This is a genomic window from Oligosphaera ethanolica (assembly GCF_030814695.1).
Lineage (GTDB): Bacteria > Verrucomicrobiota > Lentisphaeria > Oligosphaerales > Oligosphaeraceae > Oligosphaera > Oligosphaera ethanolica.
The window spans coordinates 2,522,124-2,545,148 of sequence record NZ_JAUSVL010000001.1 but is presented as its reverse complement, the minus strand read 5'-3'; the positions used below and the strand labels follow the sequence as shown (position 1 = coordinate 2,545,148).

General features: G+C 61.6%; 10 protein-coding genes. 7 read left to right on the top strand and 3 right to left on the bottom strand.

Annotated elements, in window-relative coordinates; translation table 11 throughout:
• Nucleotides 1-615, bottom strand: a complete 615-nt coding sequence (locus tag J3R75_RS08715) for an NADH:ubiquinone reductase (Na(+)-transporting) subunit E (protein ID WP_307261140.1) — start codon at nt 613-615, stop codon at nt 1-3.
• Nucleotides 616-999: 384 nt separating this feature from the next.
• Here J3R75_RS08715 and J3R75_RS08710 point away from each other — a divergent pair, with 384 nt between their 5' ends.
• From J3R75_RS08710 to J3R75_RS08700, 3 genes are all read left to right on the top strand, one after another.
• Nucleotides 1,000-1,854 carry an IS1634 family transposase gene (locus J3R75_RS08710; protein WP_307261139.1) on the top strand — a complete coding sequence of 285 codons (855 nt, stop codon included), beginning with the start codon at nt 1,000-1,002 and terminating at the stop codon, nt 1,852-1,854.
• A 134-nt stretch (nt 1,855-1,988) separates the two neighbouring features.
• Nucleotides 1,989-3,860 (top strand): transposase, encoded by a 1,872-nt coding sequence (locus J3R75_RS08705; protein ID WP_307259140.1) that lies wholly within the window; start codon nt 1,989-1,991, stop codon nt 3,858-3,860.
• A 33-nt stretch (nt 3,861-3,893) separates the two neighbouring features.
• Nucleotides 3,894-4,736 (top strand): IS1634 family transposase, encoded by an 843-nt coding sequence (locus tag J3R75_RS08700; protein ID WP_307261138.1) that lies wholly within the window; start codon nt 3,894-3,896, stop codon nt 4,734-4,736.
• Between the two features lie 437 nt (nt 4,737-5,173).
• Here J3R75_RS08700 and J3R75_RS08695 read toward each other — a convergent pair whose 3' ends face one another.
• On the bottom strand, nt 5,174-7,366 hold the full coding sequence (locus tag J3R75_RS08695; RefSeq protein ID WP_307261137.1) for a family 20 glycosylhydrolase: 2,193 nt from the start codon (nt 7,364-7,366) through the stop codon (nt 5,174-5,176).
• Nucleotides 7,367-8,707: 1,341 nt separating this feature from the next.
• Here J3R75_RS08695 and J3R75_RS08690 point away from each other — a divergent pair.
• The 4 genes from J3R75_RS08690 to J3R75_RS08675 all read left to right on the top strand — a co-directional run bounded on the left by J3R75_RS08690 (nt 8,708) and on the right by J3R75_RS08675 (nt 21,796).
• Nucleotides 8,708-12,211 (top strand): APC family permease, encoded by a 3,504-nt coding sequence (locus J3R75_RS08690; RefSeq protein ID WP_307261136.1) that lies wholly within the window; start codon nt 8,708-8,710, stop codon nt 12,209-12,211.
• Nucleotides 12,212-12,229: 18 nt separating this feature from the next.
• Nucleotides 12,230-19,960 (top strand): hypothetical protein, encoded by a 7,731-nt coding sequence (locus J3R75_RS08685; RefSeq protein ID WP_307261135.1) that lies wholly within the window; start codon nt 12,230-12,232, stop codon nt 19,958-19,960.
• A 65-nt stretch (nt 19,961-20,025) separates the two neighbouring features.
• Nucleotides 20,026-20,853, top strand: a complete 828-nt coding sequence (locus J3R75_RS08680; RefSeq protein ID WP_307261134.1) for a class II fructose-bisphosphate aldolase — start codon at nt 20,026-20,028, stop codon at nt 20,851-20,853.
• Between the two features lie 91 nt (nt 20,854-20,944).
• On the top strand, nt 20,945-21,796 hold the full coding sequence (locus J3R75_RS08675; RefSeq protein ID WP_307261133.1) for an aldo/keto reductase: 852 nt from the start codon (nt 20,945-20,947) through the stop codon (nt 21,794-21,796).
• An 835-nt stretch (nt 21,797-22,631) separates the two neighbouring features.
• On the opposite strand, the gene J3R75_RS08670 is transcribed toward J3R75_RS08675, so the two are convergent.
• Nucleotides 22,632-23,006: a DUF4870 domain-containing protein gene (locus J3R75_RS08670; RefSeq protein WP_307261132.1), complete on the bottom strand. Its 375-nt coding sequence runs from the start codon at nt 23,004-23,006 to the stop codon at nt 22,632-22,634.
• Between the last annotated feature and the right edge of the window lie 19 nt (nt 23,007-23,025).

Sequence of the window (23,025 nt, the reverse complement as noted above, 5' to 3'; positions counted from 1 at the left end):
TCAGTTCACCATCCCTGTAAAGCCCATAAATGCCATGGCCATCAGTCCGGTGATGATGACGGCCATGCCGAGGCCCTGCAGGGGCAGCGGGATGTCGGCCTCACGCAGACGATGGCGGATGCCCGCCATCAGGCAGATCGCCAACCAGAAGCCCAGGCCCGAACCCAGCGCGTACACCGCCGTCTGCGCAAAGTCGTAAATCAGCCCCTGGTCGATCATGAACAGATTGACGCCGAGAATAGCGCAGTTGACGGTGATCAGCGGCAAGTAAATGCCTAAGCTGAAGTACAGCGAGGGCATGAAGCGCTCCAAAACCATTTCCACCAGCTGCACAAAGCCCGCAATGACCAGGATGAAGATCAGAAAACTCAGGTAGCTCAAATCAACAGCCGGCAGGAAGCGCGACCCATGCCGCAATACGCCCGTGTAGATCGCGTAGTTCAGCAGCGTCGTGCAGAAGGTCACAAAGGTCACCGCCGCACCCATGCCAAACGCTGTCCGCATGCTCCGCGATATCGCGATGAAAGAGCACATGCCCAGAAATTTGGCCAGGAGGATGTTGTTCGCGAGTATGGACCCCAGGAGGATCAACGTGTAGCTGGTCGTGCTTGCCATGGGTTGTGTTGTCCGCGTGATGAATAGTGGCAGAGGTGCCGGGCCTTAACGAAAAGCACTGAATATAACACCTCCGGCAGGAAGCGAAAGCAGCCACGCGATGAACCTTTTTTACCCGCAGTAACGCCTCACGCATTGATAGCAGCCGGTCCCAGGGGACGTCTGGGATCGTGGGGACCGGTTGGCGCGGCGCTGGGGCGAGGACACACGACTCATAACCTGGATTCCCGGGAAATATAACAAGGCGCGCCTCGCGCCTTTCATTTTGAGCTAAAAAAAACGTCTGCCGGGCTCTTGCCCGGCTTGTTTTTTGCTCTTCATTGTTATATTATATAACTAGTTCCATCTTGTTGTTGTCTATCACTGGTTCACGGAGGCAAGACCATGGCAGATTCTGAAGGCGCTTCGCCGAAACGGCGGGTTCAGGTGATCAATGGCGTTCCGCGGGTCTACGAGGACTACCCTTACTGGGACACGGAAAAAAAGCAATGCCGTCATCGGCGCACCTACATCGGCCGTCTGGACGAGCAAGGCGCCTTCATTCCCAGCAAGTCCTACTTGGCCGGCCAGGCCTTGTCGGCTGTAGATGTGGTCAAATCGGCGGACCGTCGTTTTTACGGTGCCGGCTATTTGTTGGATCATATCGGCAAAGTGACTGGCGTTGAGGCGGATATCGCCCAGAGCTTCCCGTCCATGAAAGATCAGATCATCTCTTTGGCCTACTTTCTGGTACAGGAGGGAGAAAGCGCCGTCTATCGTTTTCCGCGCTGGATGCTTTCCCACTGGCATCGCCTCACCCACGCATTGGGGTCACAGGGCATCAGTCGCCTGTTCGGCAGCATCCCCGAGGAAGCCAAGCTGGACTTTTTCCGCCTGCAGGCCAAGCGCCGCCTGGAACGGGAATACCTTGCCTATGACACGACCAGCATCTCGTCGTACTCCGAACTGATCAAGCAGGTCAAGTACGGTCACAACAAGGATCGCGAGCGCCTGCCGCAGATCAATCTGGCCATGGTGTTTGGGGAGGAGTCGGGACTCCCCGTTTACTACCGCTTGCTGCCGGGTAACATCAGTGACATCAGCACCATGGAAAACATGATTGCCGACGCGGCGTTCCTTGAGTTCGCCAAGGTGAAACTGGTCTGGGATATGGGCTTCTTCAGCGCGAAGAATGTCAACGCCCTGTATCACGCGCACTATAAATTCATCACAGATTTTCACATCGCTAATTACCCCTAATGTTTTTTACTCGCCTTGTTCAAAGCCTGTGTCTGAGGCTTTGTAACGCCATCCGTATTAGGGTTTATAGAATGTATTCAGTGTCAGCCAAAAATATAAGACGAGTGGCAATAACCGTATGAAAGGCCTTGTTTTTGCCTGAAAAACAGCGATTTCTTGAAGCGTTTGCGCTTGACGGCCTGTTTTTAGCTTATATGTTATTGGTGTTAATTATTCTAATTAACCCTAATTCAGGATGGGCTATGAACGACGTCGACACTTTTTCCAAGCTTACGCCCGAAGCCTTTTTCAAGACACCCGTCCTGCCTCTGCAACGCAAGTACGAGGCTCTCCGCGCCTATTATTTGGATAACCTGCCGGCCGATGCCATTGCCCGGCGCTTCGGCTATACAGTCATGAGCGTCTACTCGCTGATCAGGGATTTCAAAAAAGACTGTATGGGCGGCAATCCTGAAAAGTTCTTCTTCGCGGCGGCCGGACGTGGTCGTCCGGCCAGGCAGGATTCACGTGAGTGCGACCAGCAGATCGTCGCACTGCGCAAGCAGTACCTTTCCGTCCCGGAAATCAAAGTGAAGCTGGACGCCCTCGGAACTCATCTTTCCCAGTCGTATATCTGGCAAGTTCTTCACCAAAACGGGTTTAATCGTCTACCGCGGCGTAGGTCCATGAGGGAAGCGGGGCAGGAGGCCGAAAACGTTCTGGAAGCTCCCGTTTCGGCCTTGCTTGATGACGTTCCCGCCAACTTTTCCACGTCCTGCGGCGGCATCCTCGTTTTCCTGATGTTGATGTCCAAGTACGGCATCGACAAGGTGTTGGAAACGGCTGACTTTCCTGGAACCAGGGTCATTCCGAGCGTCAACTCCCTGCTGGCATTCATCGCGTTGAAACTGTCGGGCTGCAAGCGCTACAGCCATGATGACCAATGGTGCATGGACGCCGGTCTGGGCCTCTTCGCCGGATTGAACGTGTTGCCCAAGACCGGGTGGCTTTCCAGCTACTCCTTTCGCGTGTCGCATGACATGAACATGGCGTTGCTGGCCTCCATGAACAAACTTTGGCGGGAACATGGCCTTGCGGATGGGCCGCAAAGCTTGGATTTCACCGCCATCCCCTGCTGGGGAGACGGCAGTCATCTGGAAAACAATTGGTCCGGGAAACGCCACGAAGCCATCAAGAGCATACAGGCCGCGCTGGCGCATTCCCCCGACACCGGGATCATCTTCTACGCAGACAGCACGGTAAGGCATTCGGGCGAATCACAGGTCGTCCTGGAGTTCCTTGACTTTCGACGCAAGGCCGGGGGTCCGGATCCGACCTATTTGGTTTTCGACAGCCGTTTCACCACCTACCAGAATCTGGACCGGCTGAACAAGGAGGGCATCCAGTTCCTGACCATCCGCAGGCGTGGCAAGAACATGCTGGAGGAGATTGCCGCCCTTGCCCAATCGCAGTGGCAGTCCATGCGGGTGGAAAGCGCCGATGGCTTCAGAAATCTGAAAGTGCATGACGCCAAGGTCACCTTGAAAGACTACGAAGGCGAAATCAGGCAGATCGCCATCACCGGCCACGGCAAAATCAAACCCGCGTTGATTATCACCAATGACGTCGTGTCTCCAGCCGCTCAGCTTATCCGCACCTACACTCGGCGCTGGCTGATAGAGAAGGAAATCGCGGAGCAAATCTACTTTTTCCACCTCAACAAACCCTCATCCTCCATCGTCGTCAAGGTCGATTTCGATCTGACCATGTCAATCATGGCGCACAACCTCTATCGGCTCCTGGCTATGGAGATGCCGGGCTACGAACATTGCGAGGCCGAAACGCTCTTCAACAAGTTCGTGGACAACGGCGCCGACGTCGAATTCGCTGACGCGAAAGTCACCGTCCGCCTCAAGAAGAAACGTGACCTGCCTCTTCTGCTAAAAGTTTCAAAGAGCCTGGAAGGGAAGCCAATTGCGTGGCTCGGTGGTCGCAAGCTGGAATTCCTCGGGGCGTCGAACTCCTAGACAATTAGGGGTATTTTCGGAATATGAAAATCTGTGTTCATCGGCGGCCTGCATCCGGACACGACCCTGGCCTGCAGCAGCGTGAAAGCGGTTAGGGACGGGCTGGTTCACTACGCCAACTATATTGAGGCTGACGATGTCTATTGCATCAGCACCATGATCAATTGGGACTATGCCTGGAGCATGCGCAATGGCGGTGAAGAACGGGGGAAGCGCCGCATGTACGTCCACGTGTACTATAATGAGCAGCGCGCGGCGGCGGAAAGGGCCCAGTTCAACCACGACCTGAAGGAACTCAAGACCGCCGTGCAAAGTGGCAAAGCCACGGACGCGCAGCTGAAGAGGGCGCAACGGCTGCTGACCATCAAAACCACACCGGTCAAGGGAACTCGAGTCGAGTACAATGATGAGGCTATCAAGCAGCACACGAACGATTTTGGCTACTTCGTGCTGTTGTCCAATGACGTGAAAGAAGGAGACAAGGCTCTGGAGTGCTACCGGAACAAGGACCTGGTGGAAAAGACCTTCAACAATCTGAAGAACCGCCTGGATTTCAACCGCACGCTGGTCAGTTCGGTTGAAAACCTCGAAGGCAAGCTGTTCGTGGAATTTGTCGCTCTGATCTACATCTCCTACATCCACAAGGTCATGAAAAGCAGGAATCTGTACCGCAACTATTCCATCCAGAGCCTGCTGGATGAACTCGACGTCATTGAGCGTTTCGACTATCAGGGGCAACGCGCACGATACAGCGAAATCACTGAAAGACAACGGCAAATCTATGAGGCCTTCGGCATCCTGGCCCCCGATGGCAAGCCGTCCAAGACCTACAAGCCGGAGGCGGCGGCCGCCGCCACCCCCGCCCCGGAGGCATAGTTATATTTCCCGGGAATCCAGGTCATAAGGCATGATCCCATGGATTGGATTGTGGGAACTTTCGGGACCGTGGGGACTGACGCATTGGACTCAGGGGACTGCTTGGGGACCTCTTGGACTCTTGGGAGCGCCGCCGTCCCTGGGTTATCAATCCGGGCCGAAAACCGCTGTCATTCGCTGGCGATGTTATTGCGCCGTGGGCGCTTAACCATGCTTAACCCCAGGCTTTAGCCTGGGGACAAAAAAGAAGACGGGCAGCCGCGGGGGGCTGTCCGTCTTCGTTATTAGGTCACCTAAAAGGTGATGTCACTTAACTGTCCACTCTGCTATTCAAGTAACAGTAAGATCAAATGTGATCCCGATTTAAGAATTGTTCAGAGGCCGTAGTGACATCACCAATACTTACCATAGGGCCTGGGACGATCAATGCAAATTCGTCAGCAATTATCGTCTTCATCTTCTTCTTTGACCACGGGCGGGGGCGGGGGCGGCAGTTCGGCGGACCAGCGGATATCGGCGGCCTTCTTTTTGCCGGCGAAGGACTTGAGTTCGCCGTGGAGCTGGTCCATGAAGGCCAGCGACACGCAGAGTGCCTGGAGCGCTGCCGGGGTGACCCACTGGGGCTTGCAGTGCTCGAACTGCTCCAGCAAGCGCACATATTCGTCGCGGGCTTTGGCGCAGGCCGTGACCTGGCTCTTCTTGACGCTGCCGCTTTGCAGGTCGGCTCGCAGCTCCAGCAGCCAGACGAAGAGTCCGGCGATGGCATGGATGCGCAGCGCCTCGCCGCGGAGGCTCTTGAGGCAGCCCTTTTCGGCGTCAATGAGCCCCTCGTTGTCAAGCATCTTCAGTAGGAGGGCATCGGCGTCCTGCGCGAGTTTGACGCAGGCTTGCAGGCGTTCAATGACCTTGCTATCCGCCGGCTGCCCTTCCAGGCGCTTGAGGGCCTCTTCCGGGAAGAAGCGCGGCCAGCCGTTGGGGTCTTTGCCGACGTAGCTGTACTGGTATTGCAGGCAGATGCCGTAAAGCGGCTCGCGAACGGCAGCGAGGATATTGTCCGTCGCCTGGGTATAATTACGCGCATCCACGCCGAAGTGGGCATTTTTCCAGCGTTTGAGGACTTTGTCCATGGTCTGGCCCTTGCAGGATTCCCATGCGTAGGCGGCCAGCAGTGCTTCGTGATCGAGGTGGGACGGGTCATGCACGGCGTAGGAAACGGCGCCAACGCCGCCTTCGTCTTCGCACATGTGCATCATCATGTCAATATTGGGCAGGCGATAGTCGTAGGTGCTCCAGTTGTAATAGCAGGTCATGGGTGCGACCCAGCCGTCCACGCCCTGTTTCTTGCCTATGGCCACGCGCGTCTTGTCATTGAGCGCGTCGTTGTTGTACCACCACCAGTGGAGGACGAGGTGGTCCTGCAGACCGGCCTTCTTCAGGCGCTTGACGAAATCGGTGTCGAAAGCGTCCATGTGGCGGGTGAGCTGGTCATTCCACATCACGACCTTCTTCACGCCCTTCTTGACCAGCATGTCAACCAGCCAGAGCACGTAGTCCTGGAAATTCTTTTCCTTGCTGTTTTTCTTGCAGGTCTTGCATTGGCACCATGGCTCGCCGGTTTTGGTCGGCGCGTCCGGCCACGGGTAGTCCGGCCAGACTTCATCGAGTTGAATATGGAAATAATCCGTGCCCATGGGGAAATAGCGCTCAACGATGGAGCCGTAGAAGGCCTCGACGAACTCGCGCGTCTCCTTGGAGTTAATGCAGTAGCCGACGCCGGTGGGCTTGCCCTTGGCGTCCTTCGCGGACAGTTCCGGCATCAAGCGCGGAATCAGTGTATTGTGGCCAAAGCTGTTAACGAAGGGCACCACCCTGACACCGCGCTCACGGCCATAGGTCTCCACTTCCTGGAGGAAATCGCCCTCGTACATGGCCGGCAAATAGCTCTCGAATTTCCATTCATCGCGTTCGGGTGAATACCAACGCAGCAGGTGTTCGCTCTTAAGCTCTTCATGGCCAGGCACGGGTACCATCAAGAACTCCGTGGGGCGGTCGCCGCCTTCGAAACGGCAGCGGCCCCAGCAGCCGTAGAGCCCGATGCCAATGGTGTTGAGTTTGACCGCCGCCATCTCGTCAATCACCTGGCACCAATCGGCGACGCTCATGCGGTCCGGGCCCCACTTGTTCTCGACGAAGACGCCACGGATCGGCAGCACCGGCCAGTCGCGAATCAGCAAATTGGGCAGGACCTGGCCCCGAATCAGCTGGCGGAAAAGCCCGGCCAACGTGTGTGTCGCCCAGACCGTGCCCTCCTGCTCCGGCGCACGAATGTACACTTCGCTGCCCGTAATGCGCAATTCGTAGTAGTCCTTGCGGCAGGCCTCGGGAACATCGTCCAGCGTAAACGCGCTGGCGTTTTCCACCCGCGCGTCAACCACGTACTTCTTTTTGTTGGCCACCACCCGCACGCCAGCAGCAGTCAAAATTGAACGCACGGCCTTCCGCTGCAAGGGAGAAACATCACTCGTGACTAAACGCACATCCAGGGCGAGATCACTGTCACCACCGGTAGTTTCAAGACATTTCGGCTGGGGAAATAATTCCGGGACTTCAAACTTTCGGCGGCTAGCCATGTTCTCGTCTCCTTGCTCGCGCGTGAATCAATGCACAAATCTCGTTGACTATCAACATGTTACAGCTGTCCTGCAACAAACCGGAAGATACTTTATTAATCTACCATCTTTCGGTAAGAAAACAACTATTTTTTTACCGCAGAGGACTTTACAGATGTAATCGGTCAGTCCAAGAGGTCCTCATGCAGTCCCCTGCGTCCAATGCGTCATTCCCCATGGTCCAGGAAGTCCCCACGGTCCAAGCCATGGGACCATGCCTCATGAGTCCGTGAGTCCTCGCCACAACGCTGCCGCCAAGCAGTGCCGCCGGGACGGCGGCGCTCCCAGGAGTCCAAGGCGTCATTCCCCATGGTCCAGAAAGTCTCCACGGTCCAATGCATGGGACCATGCCTCATGAGTCCGTGAGTCCTCGCCACAACGCTGCCGCCAAGCAGTGCCGCCGGGACGGCGGCGCTCCCAGGAGTCCAAGGCGTCCCCACGGTCCCAACGGATCGGTCTGATCGGTCTGATCGGTCTGATCGGTCTGATCGGTCTGATCGGTCTAATTGCCCGGTGTTTCCTATGTGGCATTAGTTTTTGTTAATGTGCGAAATCTTGTGATGAACACTTGTAGTTGCCAACCAATGATACCATGTGTAAATAAGAGCTATTCTCTTCTTATGAAGAAAACTTTTTACACTAACCTGCTCCCATGAAACCGATGCTCTTCACTTTACGGTATCCATGGCACTTGTTCAGCCAGACAGCCTTTTCTCGTCGCGCATTTCCGCCGCGAAGCGGCAGAAGCGCTGAAAGCGCGACGCATACCAGCCCAGGGCAAGCGGCGCCGAAGGCGCGCGCCGCCCTGGGTGGCGCGCCCTATTGGTCCGTGTTCCTCGGCCTCTTTGGCCCCAGTCGGCGCAGCTGACTGGGGCCAAAGAGGCAATGGAACTCATTGATTGCTGCGGCGGGCACGTTTGCGTGTGGCTGTTTGGAGGTCGGGTAAGGTCATGATCCCAGGTGACGGTGCGGGCGGGACGCCCGCACCACGGCCGGGAGACGGGCGCACGACGCATACCAGCCCAGGGATAGAGCCCACGGCGCAGACAAAGGGTTCGGAACTACTGTGTCAAGTCTCTCTTTCTATCACAAGATTTCGCACATTACCTAGTTTTTAATTAGCAGCACGTTAGTGTCTTTTTACGGCTGTTTGACAGCCGGTGCATTTCTGCCTGTGTTTTTTTTCTTGCGTGGTCATTAATGCGCAATATGGTAGCTTCTGCCCGCAGCCGCGTGGCGGCATGACGACACGCCCGCGGCACGCGCCCCTCCCCCCTGTCGTCGCAACCTATGGAGCTGGCTATGGACAGACTATGTCGCCTTTCTCTCGTCGTTTTCCTGTTCCTTGCGGCCCTCGTCGGCATTGCCCAGGAGGCGGCGAAGAAGAAAACGCCGCCGTCGGAGAAGAACATCTATCTCCCCTACGAACGCCTATGGGAGATCTTTGAAAAGGACCAGCGCGGGGTATTTCTGCCCTATGCGGAATTTCAGCAGCTGTGGCAGCGCGCCTACGGCCAGCCCGATCCGGAGGCGCCGAAGCCGCCGGCGCCGGCGCTGATCACAGCGATTCGCGGCGACATGACGGTTCTGGAGCAGAACGCGCGAGTGACGGTCACGTTGTCCATCGACCTCTACGAGCGCGGCTGGCTGCTCTTGCCGCTGGCCCTCCCGGGCTGCGCGGTGACGCGCGCGGTCATCGGCGAGGACGCAGCGCGACTGATTTACGAGAGCAAGAGCGGCTACACCCTGCTGTACCACAAGGAGCGCGAGGAGCGCGAAAGCATCACGCTCAGCATGGATTTCATCTGCGACATCCAGAAGCAGCCCGGCATCAATAGCCTGCGTTTCCAGCCGCCGGCCAGCCCCATCAGCACTTGGGAGCTGCTCATTCCCGAAACCGACGCCAAAGTCGCCGCCGACCAGACGCGCATGATCATGGAGAAGATCCCCGCCGAAGCCGGCCAAAGCCGCTTCCGCCTGCACCTGAGCGGCGGCGCCCAGCGGACGATCTCGTGGACGCCGAAGGCCGAGGGCGCCAAGGGCCTGGAAGCCTTAATCAACACCAGCGCCGAGCTGGTCAATAGCATTGACGACGGCATGCTCTTCACCCAGGCGCTCCTGCGTTGCCGGATCAGTCGCGCGTCCGTGCGACAGCTCGCCTTGATCATACCCGCCGGCTTCCGCGTCACCAGCGTCTTCGACCCCAATATCCGCGAATGGAATGTCAGCGCCGACGACGCTGGTCAGCGCCTGGAGCTCCAGCTCTACGAGCCCGTGGCAGAGGAGCAGAATGTCCGTCTGGAAATGGAACGCACGCTGGCCGATGGCCAGGTGGACATCCCCGCCGTCGCCCTGCCCGGCGCCGTGCGGCAGCAAGGCCATGTCGCCATCCGTTTGGGCGACGGTCTCAAGGCCGAGGTCAGCGAACGCCGTGGCCTCACGCAGGCGGCGCCGAGCGCCATGCCGCCCGGCATGGCAGACAAAGGGCCGTTTATCGCCTGCTACCAGTACGCGGCGCTGCCTTGGCAACTGCGCTACAAAGTACAACCACTGAAACCGCTGATCAGTTCCGAAACCAGCAGCACGGCCGTCGTCATGCCAAACGCCCTGCAGCTGCTAAGCGAATTCCGCGTCAAGGTCCTGCAAACCGGCATCTTCCATCTGGACCTGGACATTCCTGATGGCTTTGAGATCGAGCCCTGCCAGGGCCTGTCCGGGGTACAGATCAGCGACCAGCATCTCGGAGATGCCGTTGCTGGCCGCCGGCCACTCCGCGTCAACTTCCGCCAAAAAGCCACCGAGTTCAGCATCCGCCTGACGCTGCGACGCGAGCTCAGCGAACCGGCGCTGCTGCTCCACGGCCAGAAACCCGCCGAGCTGAGCATCGCCGTGCCGCGCCTCGGCGGCGAGAATATCGACCAGGAAAATGGCCGCCTCAGCGTGAGCGCACCGCCACACCTGCGGATCGTGCCTGTGCGCAGCGAAAATCTGCGCAGCGTTGACGTCGGCAGCGACGCCCCGGTGCCAATCGCACCGGCGGACAGCCCATCTTTGCGCGTGCAGCCGGTGTTGGCCTACAGCTATTCGGCGCCAGCGGCGCAACCGCTGCTGCTACTGGCGGCCGACCGTCGGCCGCCGCACAGCACCGTCACCCAGCACATCAACCTGTCGGTGGTGTCCGGCAATCAACTCAATGTCGAGTGCGTGCTGAATGTCGATGTGCAGTACAGCGGCATCAAAGCGCTGCAGATTGGCGTGCCGAAAGACCTGCTGCCGAAGCTGCAGGTGCTGCCCGCGTCATTCCGCATCAGCCCCTTGGCGGAAACCACTGACGAGTATCCCGAGGGCTATCAGGCCTGCAGCCTCCAGGGCGAAGCCGAATTCTACGAAAAACGCGTGGTGGTCCTGCGCTGGACGGACGACCTGGGCGACATCCCCGTCGGCGGCAGCAAGGACGTAGACGTGCCCTGCGTGATCGTCAGCGGCGTCAACCGCTCCTGGGGCCAGATCGTCTTCACGAAAAATGACATGACGGACCTCAGCCCCCGCAAAGCCGAGAAGCTGCTGCAGATTGATCCACGCTTCAATCTACTGCCGGAACTAGCCAACAAGAGCGCGCAGGTCGCCCGCGCTTTCGAGTTTCACAGCCCATGGCTTCTGCAAGCGCGGGTCACGCGATATCAGCATGAGAAGGTCAAGAGCAGCAGCATTGAGCGCGGCCTGATCCGCATGGTCCACACGCGCAGCAGCAGCTTGAGCGTGCAAGCGGCCTACGCCATGCGCAGCGTCCGCCAGCGCCTCGAAGTGCAGCTGCCGCCGGACGTGGTCTTCGACAGCACGCCCGCACGGGTCAATAACCGCCCGGTGCCCCTGGAAAAAGGCGGCGACGGCCAGTATTTCATCCCCCTCACCAGCCAGGCCCAAGGCGAACCCATCCTCCTCGAACTGCGCTATCTTCTGCCCCAAAGCCGCGGCCAGTTCCTGCTGCCACAGTTCCCCGACGACACCGCCACCCAGCAGCTCTACCTGACAGTCTATCTACCGAAAGAGCTCCGCATCATGGGCAGCAAGGGGCCCTGGAACAACGAAAATATCTGGGCGCTGCAAGGCGTAATGAGTGTCCACCCCCGCCCGCGACGCCATGCCGAAGAACTCATCACCTGGCTCTGCGCCGACCAGACGCAATTCGAGGCCTGCCGCGAGAATCTGCAAAGCTTTGTCACTGACGGCCAGCCCGTGCTGTACTCGACGCTGCACCCGCCCGTCGGCCCCGCCGGTGCCCTGAACCTGCTGCTGTGGCCCGCCTGGCTAGGCAAGACGCTCTTCATCGCCATCATCATGGTGGTCGGGCTGCTGCTGCTCAAAGCGTCCTACTTCACGCGGGCGCTGGTCCTGGGCTTCATGCTCAGCGCCATGGGCTTTCTGGCGGTTTTCGCACCGAGCTTCTGCTACGGCATAATCTCCAACGCGTCGGTGGTCGCGGCACTGACCGTCGCCATCATCTGGTTCCTGGCCTGGCTGCGGCGACGTCCCCAGCAACCCGCTGGCGAGGCCGGCGGACTGCCGCCGAACACTGGCAAGCTCTTGATAGTGCTTGCTATCTTCCTTCTTGTCTTCGCGCTCTGCACGTACACTCCCGAGCTCATTCCGGTCTTCCTCATCGCCCTGCCATTCGGCATCATCTGCTGGTACCAGCATAAGCGGCAGACCGCCAAAAACCGAGCTCGCCACGACAATCCGCCGAGTCCGCCGAGTCCGCCGAGCCCGCCGAGTCCGCCGAGTCCGCCAAATCCGCCGGTTGCTTAAGAGGAAGGAGCTGTGACTATGCGCACCCTCATTGAGCTGATATGCCGCCGCCGGCAACGCCGGCCGGCGCCCCTGTTTCTTGTCATCGCGCTGCTTGCGGTCACTATGACCATCGCCGCCATCGCGGCGGAACGCCCCGCGCCGCCGCCAGCCCAGCCGTCGCCGGCCGACCGGGAGTTATACATCCCCGAGGAGGACCTCCATCTCCTCCTGCAGAGCTGGCCCAGCGCCACTATGATCTCTCGCGAGGAATTCACCCGCCTGCTCGCCGCCAATGCCGCGCGGGACGAATCCCGCCCGCCGCGAGCGGCGCTGTTGAGTTCGGCGCGGCACCGCCTGGTCGTCGCCGAAAACCGCGCCTTTTGGTCCTGCCAGGCTCGCGCGGACGTCTTGGCCGAGGGCCAGCACGCCCTGGCCCTGCCCACGGCCGGCATTGTCTGGACGCATCTGGCCAGCAAGGGGCAGCCATTGCCGGCCAGCGCCGAGGCAGCTGGCGCCGGCGTCAGCCTGCTGTTGAACGGCCCGGGCGCAGTCGAGCTCCTCTGCCAAGGCGAGTTGCCCGTGAGCACCGACGCCGCGACGCGCACCCTGACGCTGACCCTACCCCCGGCGGCAGTAGCCACGCTGGACCTCGACGTCCCCGGCGATGTCGCCATGCGCTCCGGCCCGACCGTCCTATCGCGCAACTACGACGCTGAGAAGAACCTGACGCATTTTGAGCTCAATCCGCCCCTGGGGCCGGCAGTAATTGTCCTCACCCTCAACAATCGCTTCAAGCAGAGCGAGAGTCTGATTTACGCGACGGCGGCGCTTGCGTCCCAGCTCCTGCCGGCAGGCGAGCAACTCCAGGCCGCCATTGACTTCGACATCCGGCACCAACCTGCTGCCGGCTGCCAGGTGCTCCTCCCGGCCGGCTTTGAGCTCATTGACGTCACGAGCTCCGGCGCGGCGGCGCTCAGCGAGTGGTCGTTGTCTGCGGAGCGGGTGCTGAGCATGCGCTTCATCAGTCCTCAGCAGGGGCGGGTCACTGTCCGCCTCAGTCTGTTCCGGGCACAGGCCAACGCGCAGGGCCCGTGGTCATTCCCCGTCTGCCGCCCTCTGGGCTGCCAGCAGGTCTGCTACTATCCCAGCGTGGCGACAGACCCCACCCTGAACCTCAGCGCCCTGCTGAGCGACGGCGTGCTGCATTTCCCCATTTCCCGGCCACGGCCGCTACCGCAGCCCATGGCCACCGCCGGTGCCCCCACCACGGCGCTACCCCGGGTAAGCGCCTTTGCTCCCGGTGATTTCAGCCTGAGCGGCATCGTCAGCAAGAAGGCTCCGGCCTTGGACGCCACGCTTGACAGCACCCTGGCCTTCGGCGAAGACGCCATGTCCTGCCACGTCGCCATCAGCCTGCGCGCCGAGCTCGAAGCCTGCTTCCAGATTGCCCTGGCCGTACCGGTCGGCTGGCTCCTGGCCAACGCCGATGTCCGCGCCGCCGTGCAACCCGGCCTGGACGTCGCTGTCGCCAGCCAGGTCAACGAACAGCAACAGCTGATCATACGCTTTCCCAATGGCATCTGGCCAGATCAGCCCGCGCAACTGGCCCTGGATTTCACCTACACGCCCCCGCAATGGCACGATGCCTGGGACGCACCGCGCGAGCTGCCCTTTCCGCAGTTCCGCGTGCTTGAGGCCCGCGAACAGCAGGGCACGCTGGCCCTGCGCCCATTGCCGCACGGCTTCCACGCCGAAGTGGCGCTGGCCGAGCGTTGCCTGGCAGCACGCGCGACGGACTTTCCCGACCTGCAGCATTGCCCATTTGTGTACAGCTATCGCGATCCATCCTGCCGCCTGACTCTGTCCTATCGTCGCGCCTCGCCGCGGCTCAAAGCCGAGACCTACTCGCTGTTCCAGGTCCACAGCGACCACATCGCCGTCACCCACGAATTGCAGGCCAACATCGACCGGGCGCCCCTGCGTGAGCTGTCCTTTCTCCTGCCTGCCGGTACGCCTGCGGGCTTCAGCGTCATCTCGGCCCGGCCCGGCTTGCCCGGCGTGAAGGACTACTCGCAGCAGGACAGCGCGGACGGCATGCTCTGCAAGGTCATTCTGGACCGCGAAACCACCCGCGCGCATCTGCTGATCGCCTACCAACTGCCTTTCCAGCACGATGGCGCCAAGGAGCCCCTGCCGCTGATCCGCGCGCAAGGCGTGGCCTACCAAAGCGGCCGCATCGCCGTCGAGGGCGGCGCCGAGCTGGATGTGAGCGTCAATGACCCGCCGCGCAAAATCGACGTCGGCGAGCTCGCGCCCTTTGTGACCCAGCCCGGGAAACGCCTGCTCGGCGTGTACGCCTACACCAATGAGCTGCCGACGGTGACGCTGGATATCAAGCGCCAGGCCGTGCATCCCCTGCCGGCCTGCCTGACGGCGACATGCAACGCCGTCATGGCGTTGTCGCCGCGTGGCGTCGCCCAACTGGCCGTCACCTACGCGCTGCACCCCAATCTCCCCGCTATCACTCTGCGCCTTCCCGAAGGCGCCGTGCTCTGGGCTATTACCCTCGACGACCAGCCCGCAACGGCGCAGCGCGCCTCCAGCGACGCCCGCGAGGTGCTACTGCCCCTGCCACCGTCGACACAAACGCAGTCACAGCGCAAGCTGGCCGTCATCTATGAACTGCCCACCGCGTCCTTCGCGCTCCTCGGCCGCGCCCACGCCGCCCTGCCCGAGCTCTGCTACCACGGCGACGACGGCGTCCCGCGCACCGTACCCACCGCCAATCTCCACTGGCGACTGTACTTTCCGGAAAACTACCGGCTGCTCGCCCACGGCGGCAGCGTCAGCATTGTCGATCGCCAAACGCCGGCGCCGATTGCGCCAGCCATCGGCCGCTTCCTCTACCGCTGCACCGGCGGACTCAACCCCGCTCATGGCTGCATCGGCATCGTGCTCATGCCGGCGCTAAGCAGCGCGCGGAGTAAAGCCATGGCAATCGAAAAAATCGCCGGCGCGGACTACATGGTAGCAGGCGAAATCGACGCGCCAAGCGAGTCCACCGCCGCGGAACTCGCCGAAAAAAGCGAGGAAAGCCATCGGCGAACCAGGCGCGAAAGCAAGAAAATTGACGGCTACAGGTTTGCCGACATGGACGGTGACAGCTTCGCCCGCGCCGGCCTCAAAGCCGGCTGGCTGGCCGCCGAAGCCACCCGCAGCCTCGACATCGCCATCGTCAACCAGGGCAGCCTAGGTCGTTTTCGCAGTCTTGGCGACGATCCCCAACTCAGCGTCACCATGGTCAATGTCGTGGCCTTGCGCAATGTCACCCGCGCCCTGGTGCTATTGCTGATCTGCTGCGGGCTACTGCCGTGGTTCCAGCTTTCCTGGCGACGCAAGCTCGCCTATGTGGCCGCCTGGCTGCTATTCTGCAGTCTTGTGCCCTGCATTCCCGCACTGGCCATGAGCACCATCGTCCTCAACGAGCTCTTCATCGCCGCGCTCGTGCTCCTGGCGGTCTATATCTGCGTGGCTGTCGCCGGCGCGGCACTAGCCGCAATCCTGCGCGCCACCGGCTGTGTTGCACCCGCTGCGCCCGCCCGCAGCGCCGGCACGGCGCTGCTCGCCCTGCTCCTCGTCGGCGCGGCCGCGCCGGCGCAAGCGCAAGCGCCGGTAGCGGCGCAAACGCCAGTCGCTACGCAAGCATCCGTGCAGGAGAGCGCCGCGCCCGTAGTCGCACCCACAACGACTGCCACCGTTGCCGCATCGCCGACGGCGAAGCCAGCCTCGGTCGCGCCTCAAGCCGCCTCCCCGGCCGCTGCCGATGCGCGTTTGCCGCGGCCGGTACAGCTCATTGCCCCCGAGCCCTTGCCGATGCCTGCCGACGCGGTGATCGTGCCCTATCGCGGCACGCCGGCCTCCCCCACGGACAACCTGCTCCTGCCCTACGGTTACTACCAGCAACTGCTGACTGGCGCTGAGCCGCCCCGGCCTGGCGCGCAGCAGGCGCTATTTTCAGCGGCGCAGTACCGAGCCGTGCTTGGCGATGGCGATTCGTTGCTCATTGAGGCGACGCTCTACGCGCACGTGCCCGCCCACGGCCCCAACGCCTTGCCGTTGCTGCGCTACACCAACGCCATTCCCGGCGATCTGGCCATCGACGGTCGCGCCGCCACTGCCTGGCTGAGCGAAGACGACGGCCAACAGGCCATGGGCATCTACCTGGCAGAAGCCGGCAGCTACAAAGTCACCTTCACCCTGCGCACGCCCGTCACCCGCCAGGGCGGCTGGCGTTGCGCCGCCGTGGCGCTACCCGCGCCCGGCCCCGCCGCTCTACGCTTCGAGACGGCCCAGGCCGACTGCGAGGTCGTGTTCAAATCGCCACGTCTTAGCTGGACGCAACGCTGCGCCGCCGCCGGCAGCGTTCTCGACAGCGCCAGCGACGGCGCGCTCTTCAATCTCCAATGGCGCACCCTCGCCACCCGCAATGAAATCGACCCGACCCTCGTGGCCCAGTCCGCCGTGCATTTCACCATCAGCGAAAGCGCGTTGGACGTGTTCTGGCAGCCGCGCTTCCAGTTCCAAAACCAGGACCGATCCATCTTCGACGTCGAATTCCCGGCGTCCTACCGGCTCAAAGCCTTGGAGGGCAAGAATGTCCGCGGCTGGGAAAGCCGCGCGGTTGACGGCCGCACCCGCGTCAGCGTGCATCTGCTGAAACCCGCCGTCAAGGAAGAGAGCTTTGCGCTGCGTCTGACGGCGGCCGGCCCGGGCGTCCATCCATCCGCGCAGACCCTGCAGTTCCCGGACCTGACAGTGCCCGGCGCGGCCCGACACCACGTGTCGCTGCTGGTCAATCGCCAATGCGGCTTTGAAGTCCGCACGGATGCGTCGGCCGGCGTCAGCCGCATTGAGCCTGCGGTCGTCGAGCCGCTGCTCACGGGCATGGACACGAAGCCCGCCCCGCCACCCGACGACGCGCCCGTTCTCCCGCCACCCGATGCGCCCGCACTCCTCGAAGCCTGGCAGTTCAGCGGCGTCGCGGCGCCACTGCGTTTCCACATCGCGGCCTACGCAAAGAGCCTCGATGCTACCCTGCAACTCATTTGGCAGCTGACTCCGGCCGGCCGGAACCTGGAAGGCCGGTTGACGCTCAAAGCCGGTCGGCGCTTCCAGCCCACAGTGTCCCTACGCGTGCCAGGCGGCATGGACATCTACGCCGTCCGCGGCCGCGAGCTGCTCTCCTATCACGTCGCCCCCACGGCCGACGGCGCCCAGCTGCTGGAGCTGCTACTCAACAAACGCCACAGCTTGACACAGGAAACCGAGCTGCATTTTGCCGCCCGAGCCAACGACGCGCTGGCGGCGGGCCAAAGCATTGCGTTGCCGCAGGTGCAGGTCCTCGGTGCCGCCAGTCAGCATACCGACCTAGCTATACAATGCCCGCCGGTCTTCCAGCTGCACGACGAACAGCTCGACGGCATGGAGTTGGTTTTGCGCGACAGCTTCAGCAGCTGGCTGCCGCCGGCAGCGCGCGCGCTCACCACGCTGGCCCTGCGCGCCAGGAACGCCACCTACCAAGGGCGCATCGCCGTCCGCCAAAAAGACTGCGTCGTCACGGGCTTCTGTCTGAGCAGCTACACCTTCACGCCCACGGCCCTGGAAGAGTCGGTCCTCTTCGATCTGCGCATAGACGGCGCCCTCCCCGAGTTCTCTTTCACTGCCGATGCCCATCTCGCCGAAGCCCATATTGACGCCCCGGCGCTGCGCTCACAGCGCATCGAGCCCATCGTCGACGGCGCCCGCGTGCGCTTCACGCTGGTCTTCCAGGACGCCATCAGCGGCACCGCCCGCATTCTCCTCCGCCACGACCGCCAGGCCGTAGACGCCGAGCTGCCGGTGACGGTGCCGCAAAGCGATGTCGCGCTGAAGCACTATCTCATCATTGAGAATCGCGGCCGCGATGAAATCAGCACGAGCATGCTCGTCAATGCCACGCCGCTTGACCGCAGCCGGCAGATCCCGCCCATTCTCCAGCCGCTGATCAAAGGCAACAACCTGCAGTTCTTTGATCTCAAGGACGCCAGCGCGTCGCTGCTCTGCACCGTCAAGGCCCGCCAGACCGTCAGCACCGCCGGTGCCCGCATTGGCCTGGCGTCATCGCTGCTTATGCTTGACCCGCAGGGCCGCTGCCGCGGCGAACTGACCCTCCACGTGGACAACCGCACCGAGCAGTTCCTGGTCATCACCCTGCCCGCCGGCGCCACGCTCTGGACCGCGAAAGTCGCCGGCGAGCTCATCAAGCCTGTCATCGCCGATGACCAGCCCGGCAACCGGGTATGGATACCGCTGGTCAAGACCGCCGAAGGCGATCTCGATTACCAAATCGTGCTCAAATACAGCGCCGTTCTGCCCCCGCCCGGGCTCTTCCACCGCACGGTCTTCCCGCTCATCACGGTGGACAACATCAACGTCGAGCGCTCGCAGCTGTCCCTGCGCCTGCCGCGGGAATACCGCTGGCTGGACTTCAGCGGAGCCTACGGCGACCCCGTCCAAGCCGATTCCTACCAGGCCATCCAGCTGGACTACCAGGGCAGCGTCGCCAAACGCCTCAATGCCGCCCTGCAAAGCAGCGATAAATACACGCAGATGCGCGCCATGAGCAACATCAGCGGCTTCAATGCCATGGTGGAACAATCACAGCTCAGCACTCAAGCGGCCATGCCCCAGGAAGCACTACAACAAACGCAACTGGCCGTCAGTATCCTCAATCAGCAGATGGACTCCATCAGCCAGCTGCAAAGCCGCCAGCGCGGCGAAACTGACATCAAAGGCTACTTCAGAACCCTCAATGCCCAGCAGGCACTGGCCTTCGCCAACGGCAGCCGCCAAACCGAATACCAGTTCCAGCTGCCACTGCCCGCCGAGGATGATTTCCAACTCGCAGACGAAAACGCCGCCACCAAAAAAGAGTTAGCCGCCAAGTCCGCAGCCGAGGTCCGCTGGAAATCGACCGAGCCGGTCAAGCCGACGCAACCCAAACCCGCCGCACCCGCGCCATCCATGGCGCCACCAGCCGCAAAAGTGGTTGAAAAGGAGCAAGTCGGCCGGGGCATCACAAATGCCCGCGCCGATGCGACTGGACAACGCCGACAGGAACGCCAAGCGACAAGCGCCGACGGCATGGGCGGCATGGGCGGCATGGGCGGCGGCATGGGCGCGCCTGGCGCCGCGATGGGTATGGGCGGTGACATGGGCATGGGCATGGGCGGCGGCATGAGCGCACCGAGCGCCGCCGCAGCCCCCGCCGATGGCTTGGTCGCACTGGGCGGTGACATGGGCCTGGGCAGCGCCGCGCCTGGGATGGCGGGCCAGCCGGCGCCCCCGGCGCCGACGGCCGGCGCCAATCTCGCCAGCCTCGACGTCGCGTTGCCGGCGGAAGACCCCGGCCGCTGGCAGACCTTCTTCTTCTCGGCACCGCGGGATGCCAGCGACCTGCGCTGCCGCGCCGTCAGCAGCGCGGCCCTGACCGGCCTGTGCCAGTTCGCCTATGTCCTGCTGACTGCGGCGCTGCTGGGTGCGCTAGTACTCGTTTTCGTGCGCAGGGGCCTGGGCGCGCTGCCGGCAAAACTGCGTTCTCGCAGCATTCTTCTGCAAATTGCGGCAATCAGCATTATATTTGGGATTTTTCCGGTCCTGGGCTTGGTACTCCTAACAGTCAGTTTCTTCGTACCTCGTCGCCAGAACCAGGAAAATGCCGCGGGGTGAATTGGGCTGCTTTGCTACGCTTGTCGACCGCCGTGTCTATTGTCATAACGTGAAAAGGATTTGCCATGTCTCTCGTGTCAATGAATGAGATTTTGCCTGCAGCGCGCAAAGCCGGCCGTGCCATCGGTGCCTTCAACGCCGCCAACTACGAGACCGCCGTCGCGATCATCAAGGCCGCCGAGGCCGAAAAATCGCCGGTCATCCTGCAGCTTTACTCGCGTTTGTTTGGCAATGGCAAAGCCGAGGCCCTCGGCGGCCTGCTCATCCGTCTGGCGGAAAAATGCAGCCAGCCGGTAGCCGTGCACATGGACCACGGCGAGAGTATCGAACAGGTCCGCAACGCCCTCAGCTGGGGCTACACGTCGGTGATGCTGGACGGCTCGCGCCTGCCCTTCGCCGAAAATGTCGCCGTCACCAGCGAAGCCGTCGCTCTTGCCCACGCCGTCGGTGCCTCCGCCGAGGGCGAAATCGGCCATGTCGCCATGGGCGATGCGACGGCCCTGTCCGACGTGGAAGAGACCTGCCGTTTTGCCGCTGCGACCAAGGTCGACGCCCTGGCCGTGTCCATCGGCACTGCCCACGGCTACTACAAGCAGACGCCGAAACTCGATCTTGAACTCTGTCGCCAGATCGGCGAGCGCCTGCCGGGCCTGCCACTGGTCCTCCACGGCGGCACCGGCACGCCCCTCGAAGACGTTCAGAAGGCTATCACCCTCGGTATCACCAAAATCAATATCGCCACCGAATTCCAACACACCTTCCTCAAGGCCGTGCAGGCCGACCTGGAAGCCGCCAATGGCAATTTCATTCCGGTTGACAAATTCATGGACGCGCCAATCGAGCGCTGCGCCGAGCACCTGCGCAAGCTCATCCGGGCCTTTGCCCTGCGTTAAGTGCCACGCCGGCTCTATGCGTCAACTGCTGTTTCCCTCGGCCGCGACCCGCGCGGCCTCGTTTACATGAACCTCCATGGAGCTAAGCAATATGCACTCAGCGACTGACACATTCACTCTGGCCAACGGTAACACCATCCCCTGTATCGGCTTCGGCACCTGGCAAGCCAAGGGCGACGCTGGCCGCGCCGCCGTGCTGGCCGCGCTGAAGGCCGGCTACCGCCACATCGACACCGCCGCCGCCTACGGCAATGAACCCGAAGTCGGCGCCGCTATCGCCGAAAGTGGCATCCCCCGCGAACAAATTTTCCTCACCACCAAACTCTGGAACAAACAGCGCGGTTACGAATCGGCTCTGGCCGCCTGCGACGAGTCCCTGCAGAGACTCGGTACGGACTACCTCGATCTCTTCCTCATCCACTGGCCCGCCAACGCCAAGCAGTTCCCCGACTCCTGCGAGGAAATCAACCAGGCGACCTGGCGCGCGATGGAAAAAATCCTCGCCGACGGCAAAGCCCGCGCCATTGGCGTGAGCAACTTCCACCCCCATCATCTCGAAGTGATCGCCCAAACGGCTACCGTGACGCCGATGGTCAACCAGATCGAATTCAACCCCGGCTTCACCCAACCCAACGTCGTCACCTACTGCCAAAACCGCAATATCCTCGTGCAGGCATGGAGCCCACTGGGCAGCGGGCGCCTGCTGAACGACGCCAATCTCGCCGTCATCGCTGGCCACTACGGCAAGTCCGTCGCTCAGCTCTGCATCCGCTTCGCACTGCAACGCGGCATCCTGCCCATTCCGAAGTCCGTGACGCCCGCCCGCATCACCGCCAACTTGAACGTCTTCGACTTCGAAATCACCAAAGCCGATATGACCACCATCGACGACCTGCCCGTCTTCGGCAATTCCGGCCACCACCCCGACGATATCGGCTTCTGAACTGCACGCGGCCGAAAAGACCTTCGACGATGGGTCGCAACGCGCAATACTGCAGCAGTCAATGAGTTCCATTGCCTCTTTGGCCCCAGTCAGCTGCGCCGACTGGGGCCAAAGAGGCCGAGGAACACGGCCAGAGTTGGCGTTTTACCCAGGGCGGCGCACGCTTTCAGCGTGCTTGCCCTGGGCTGTCATATTTCGCGCTTTCAGCGCTTCTGCCGCTTCGCGGCGATAAAATGCCGCGAAGACAAAAGGCTGTTTTGGTTGAAACAACAGGCGCCAGGGAAATCGTAAGTTAAGAGCATTGGTCCGATCGTCTTTCTGATTATCGCGGACATATCCGACGGATCGGACGGATCGTCGACTTGATCGGTCAGATCGGTCCGATCGGTCCGATCGGCTCGCGAAAACACCGCCGCCCGGCCCCAGATTCGGCCCGGAGGGCCGCACCATGCATATCCCCGGGTGAGGCGCCTGGAAGGCGCCGCAACCCGGGGTAAAAGCCCCCCCCCCCAGAGCATGCGCCCGGAGGGCGCCACATTTACTCGGACGGATCAGACTGATCCGACGGATCGCCGACTTGATCGGTCCGATCAGTCCGATCGGCTCGCGAAAACACCGCCGCCCGGCCCCAGATTCGGCCCGGAGGGCCGCACCATGCATATCCCCGGGTGAGGCGCCTGGAAGGCGCCGCAACCCGGGGTAAAAGCCCCCCCAGAGCATGCGCCCGGAGGGCGCCACATTGACTCGGGCTGATCCGACGGATCAAGCAGACGGGTCCGTCCGCTCTTCTCGTAGCGCGGGTAAATCGCGCGCCACGGACGTTCCTGCACCGTTGTTATTTGATCAGGCGGAGATTGATAGGGTATTTGTAATGGATGCCATCGCGGGCTTTGAGGCAAGCCATGATACCCCAAATCAAGGTGAGTATGCCGCCCACTACCGCCAGCACGCCACAAGTAAATGAACCGCCAACGTAGATGACCACAGCCATCATAATTTGGAAATTGAGCGCTTCTTTGCTTTCCTCGGCGACGAAAGCCGACTGGTCCTTCTTCATCAAAAAGATGATCAATGGCGCGATGAAGCTGGTGAAGATTCCCAACAGGTGGGCGAGCATCGCCATCGTCTTTTCGTCATTCGACACTTCCACGGGCGCTGGCGCCGGATTTTCCACGGGATTGATGACGGGGCCCTGTTCATTGTTTTCCATAGCCTGTACTCCTTTGTTT

Excerpts from the sequence above, each read along its gene's own strand:
- J3R75_RS08695 (WP_307261137.1), bottom strand. The coding sequence starts at position 7,366 with ATGGCTAGCCGCCGAAAGTTTGAAGTCCCGGAATTATTTCCCCAGCCG.
- J3R75_RS08675 (WP_307261133.1), top strand. The coding sequence starts at position 20,945 with ATGCACTCAGCGACTGACACATTCACTCTGGCCAACGGTAACACCATC.
- J3R75_RS08710 (WP_307261139.1), top strand. The coding sequence starts at position 1,000 with ATGGCAGATTCTGAAGGCGCTTCGCCGAAACGGCGGGTTCAGGTGATC.
- J3R75_RS08690 (WP_307261136.1), top strand. The coding sequence starts at position 8,708 with ATGGACAGACTATGTCGCCTTTCTCTCGTCGTTTTCCTGTTCCTTGCG.
- J3R75_RS08685 (WP_307261135.1), top strand. The coding sequence starts at position 12,230 with ATGCGCACCCTCATTGAGCTGATATGCCGCCGCCGGCAACGCCGGCCG.
- J3R75_RS08680 (WP_307261134.1), top strand. The coding sequence starts at position 20,026 with ATGTCTCTCGTGTCAATGAATGAGATTTTGCCTGCAGCGCGCAAAGCC.
- J3R75_RS08670 (WP_307261132.1), bottom strand. The coding sequence starts at position 23,006 with ATGGAAAACAATGAACAGGGCCCCGTCATCAATCCCGTGGAAAATCCG.
- J3R75_RS08715 (WP_307261140.1), bottom strand. The coding sequence starts at position 615 with ATGGCAAGCACGACCAGCTACACGTTGATCCTCCTGGGGTCCATACTC.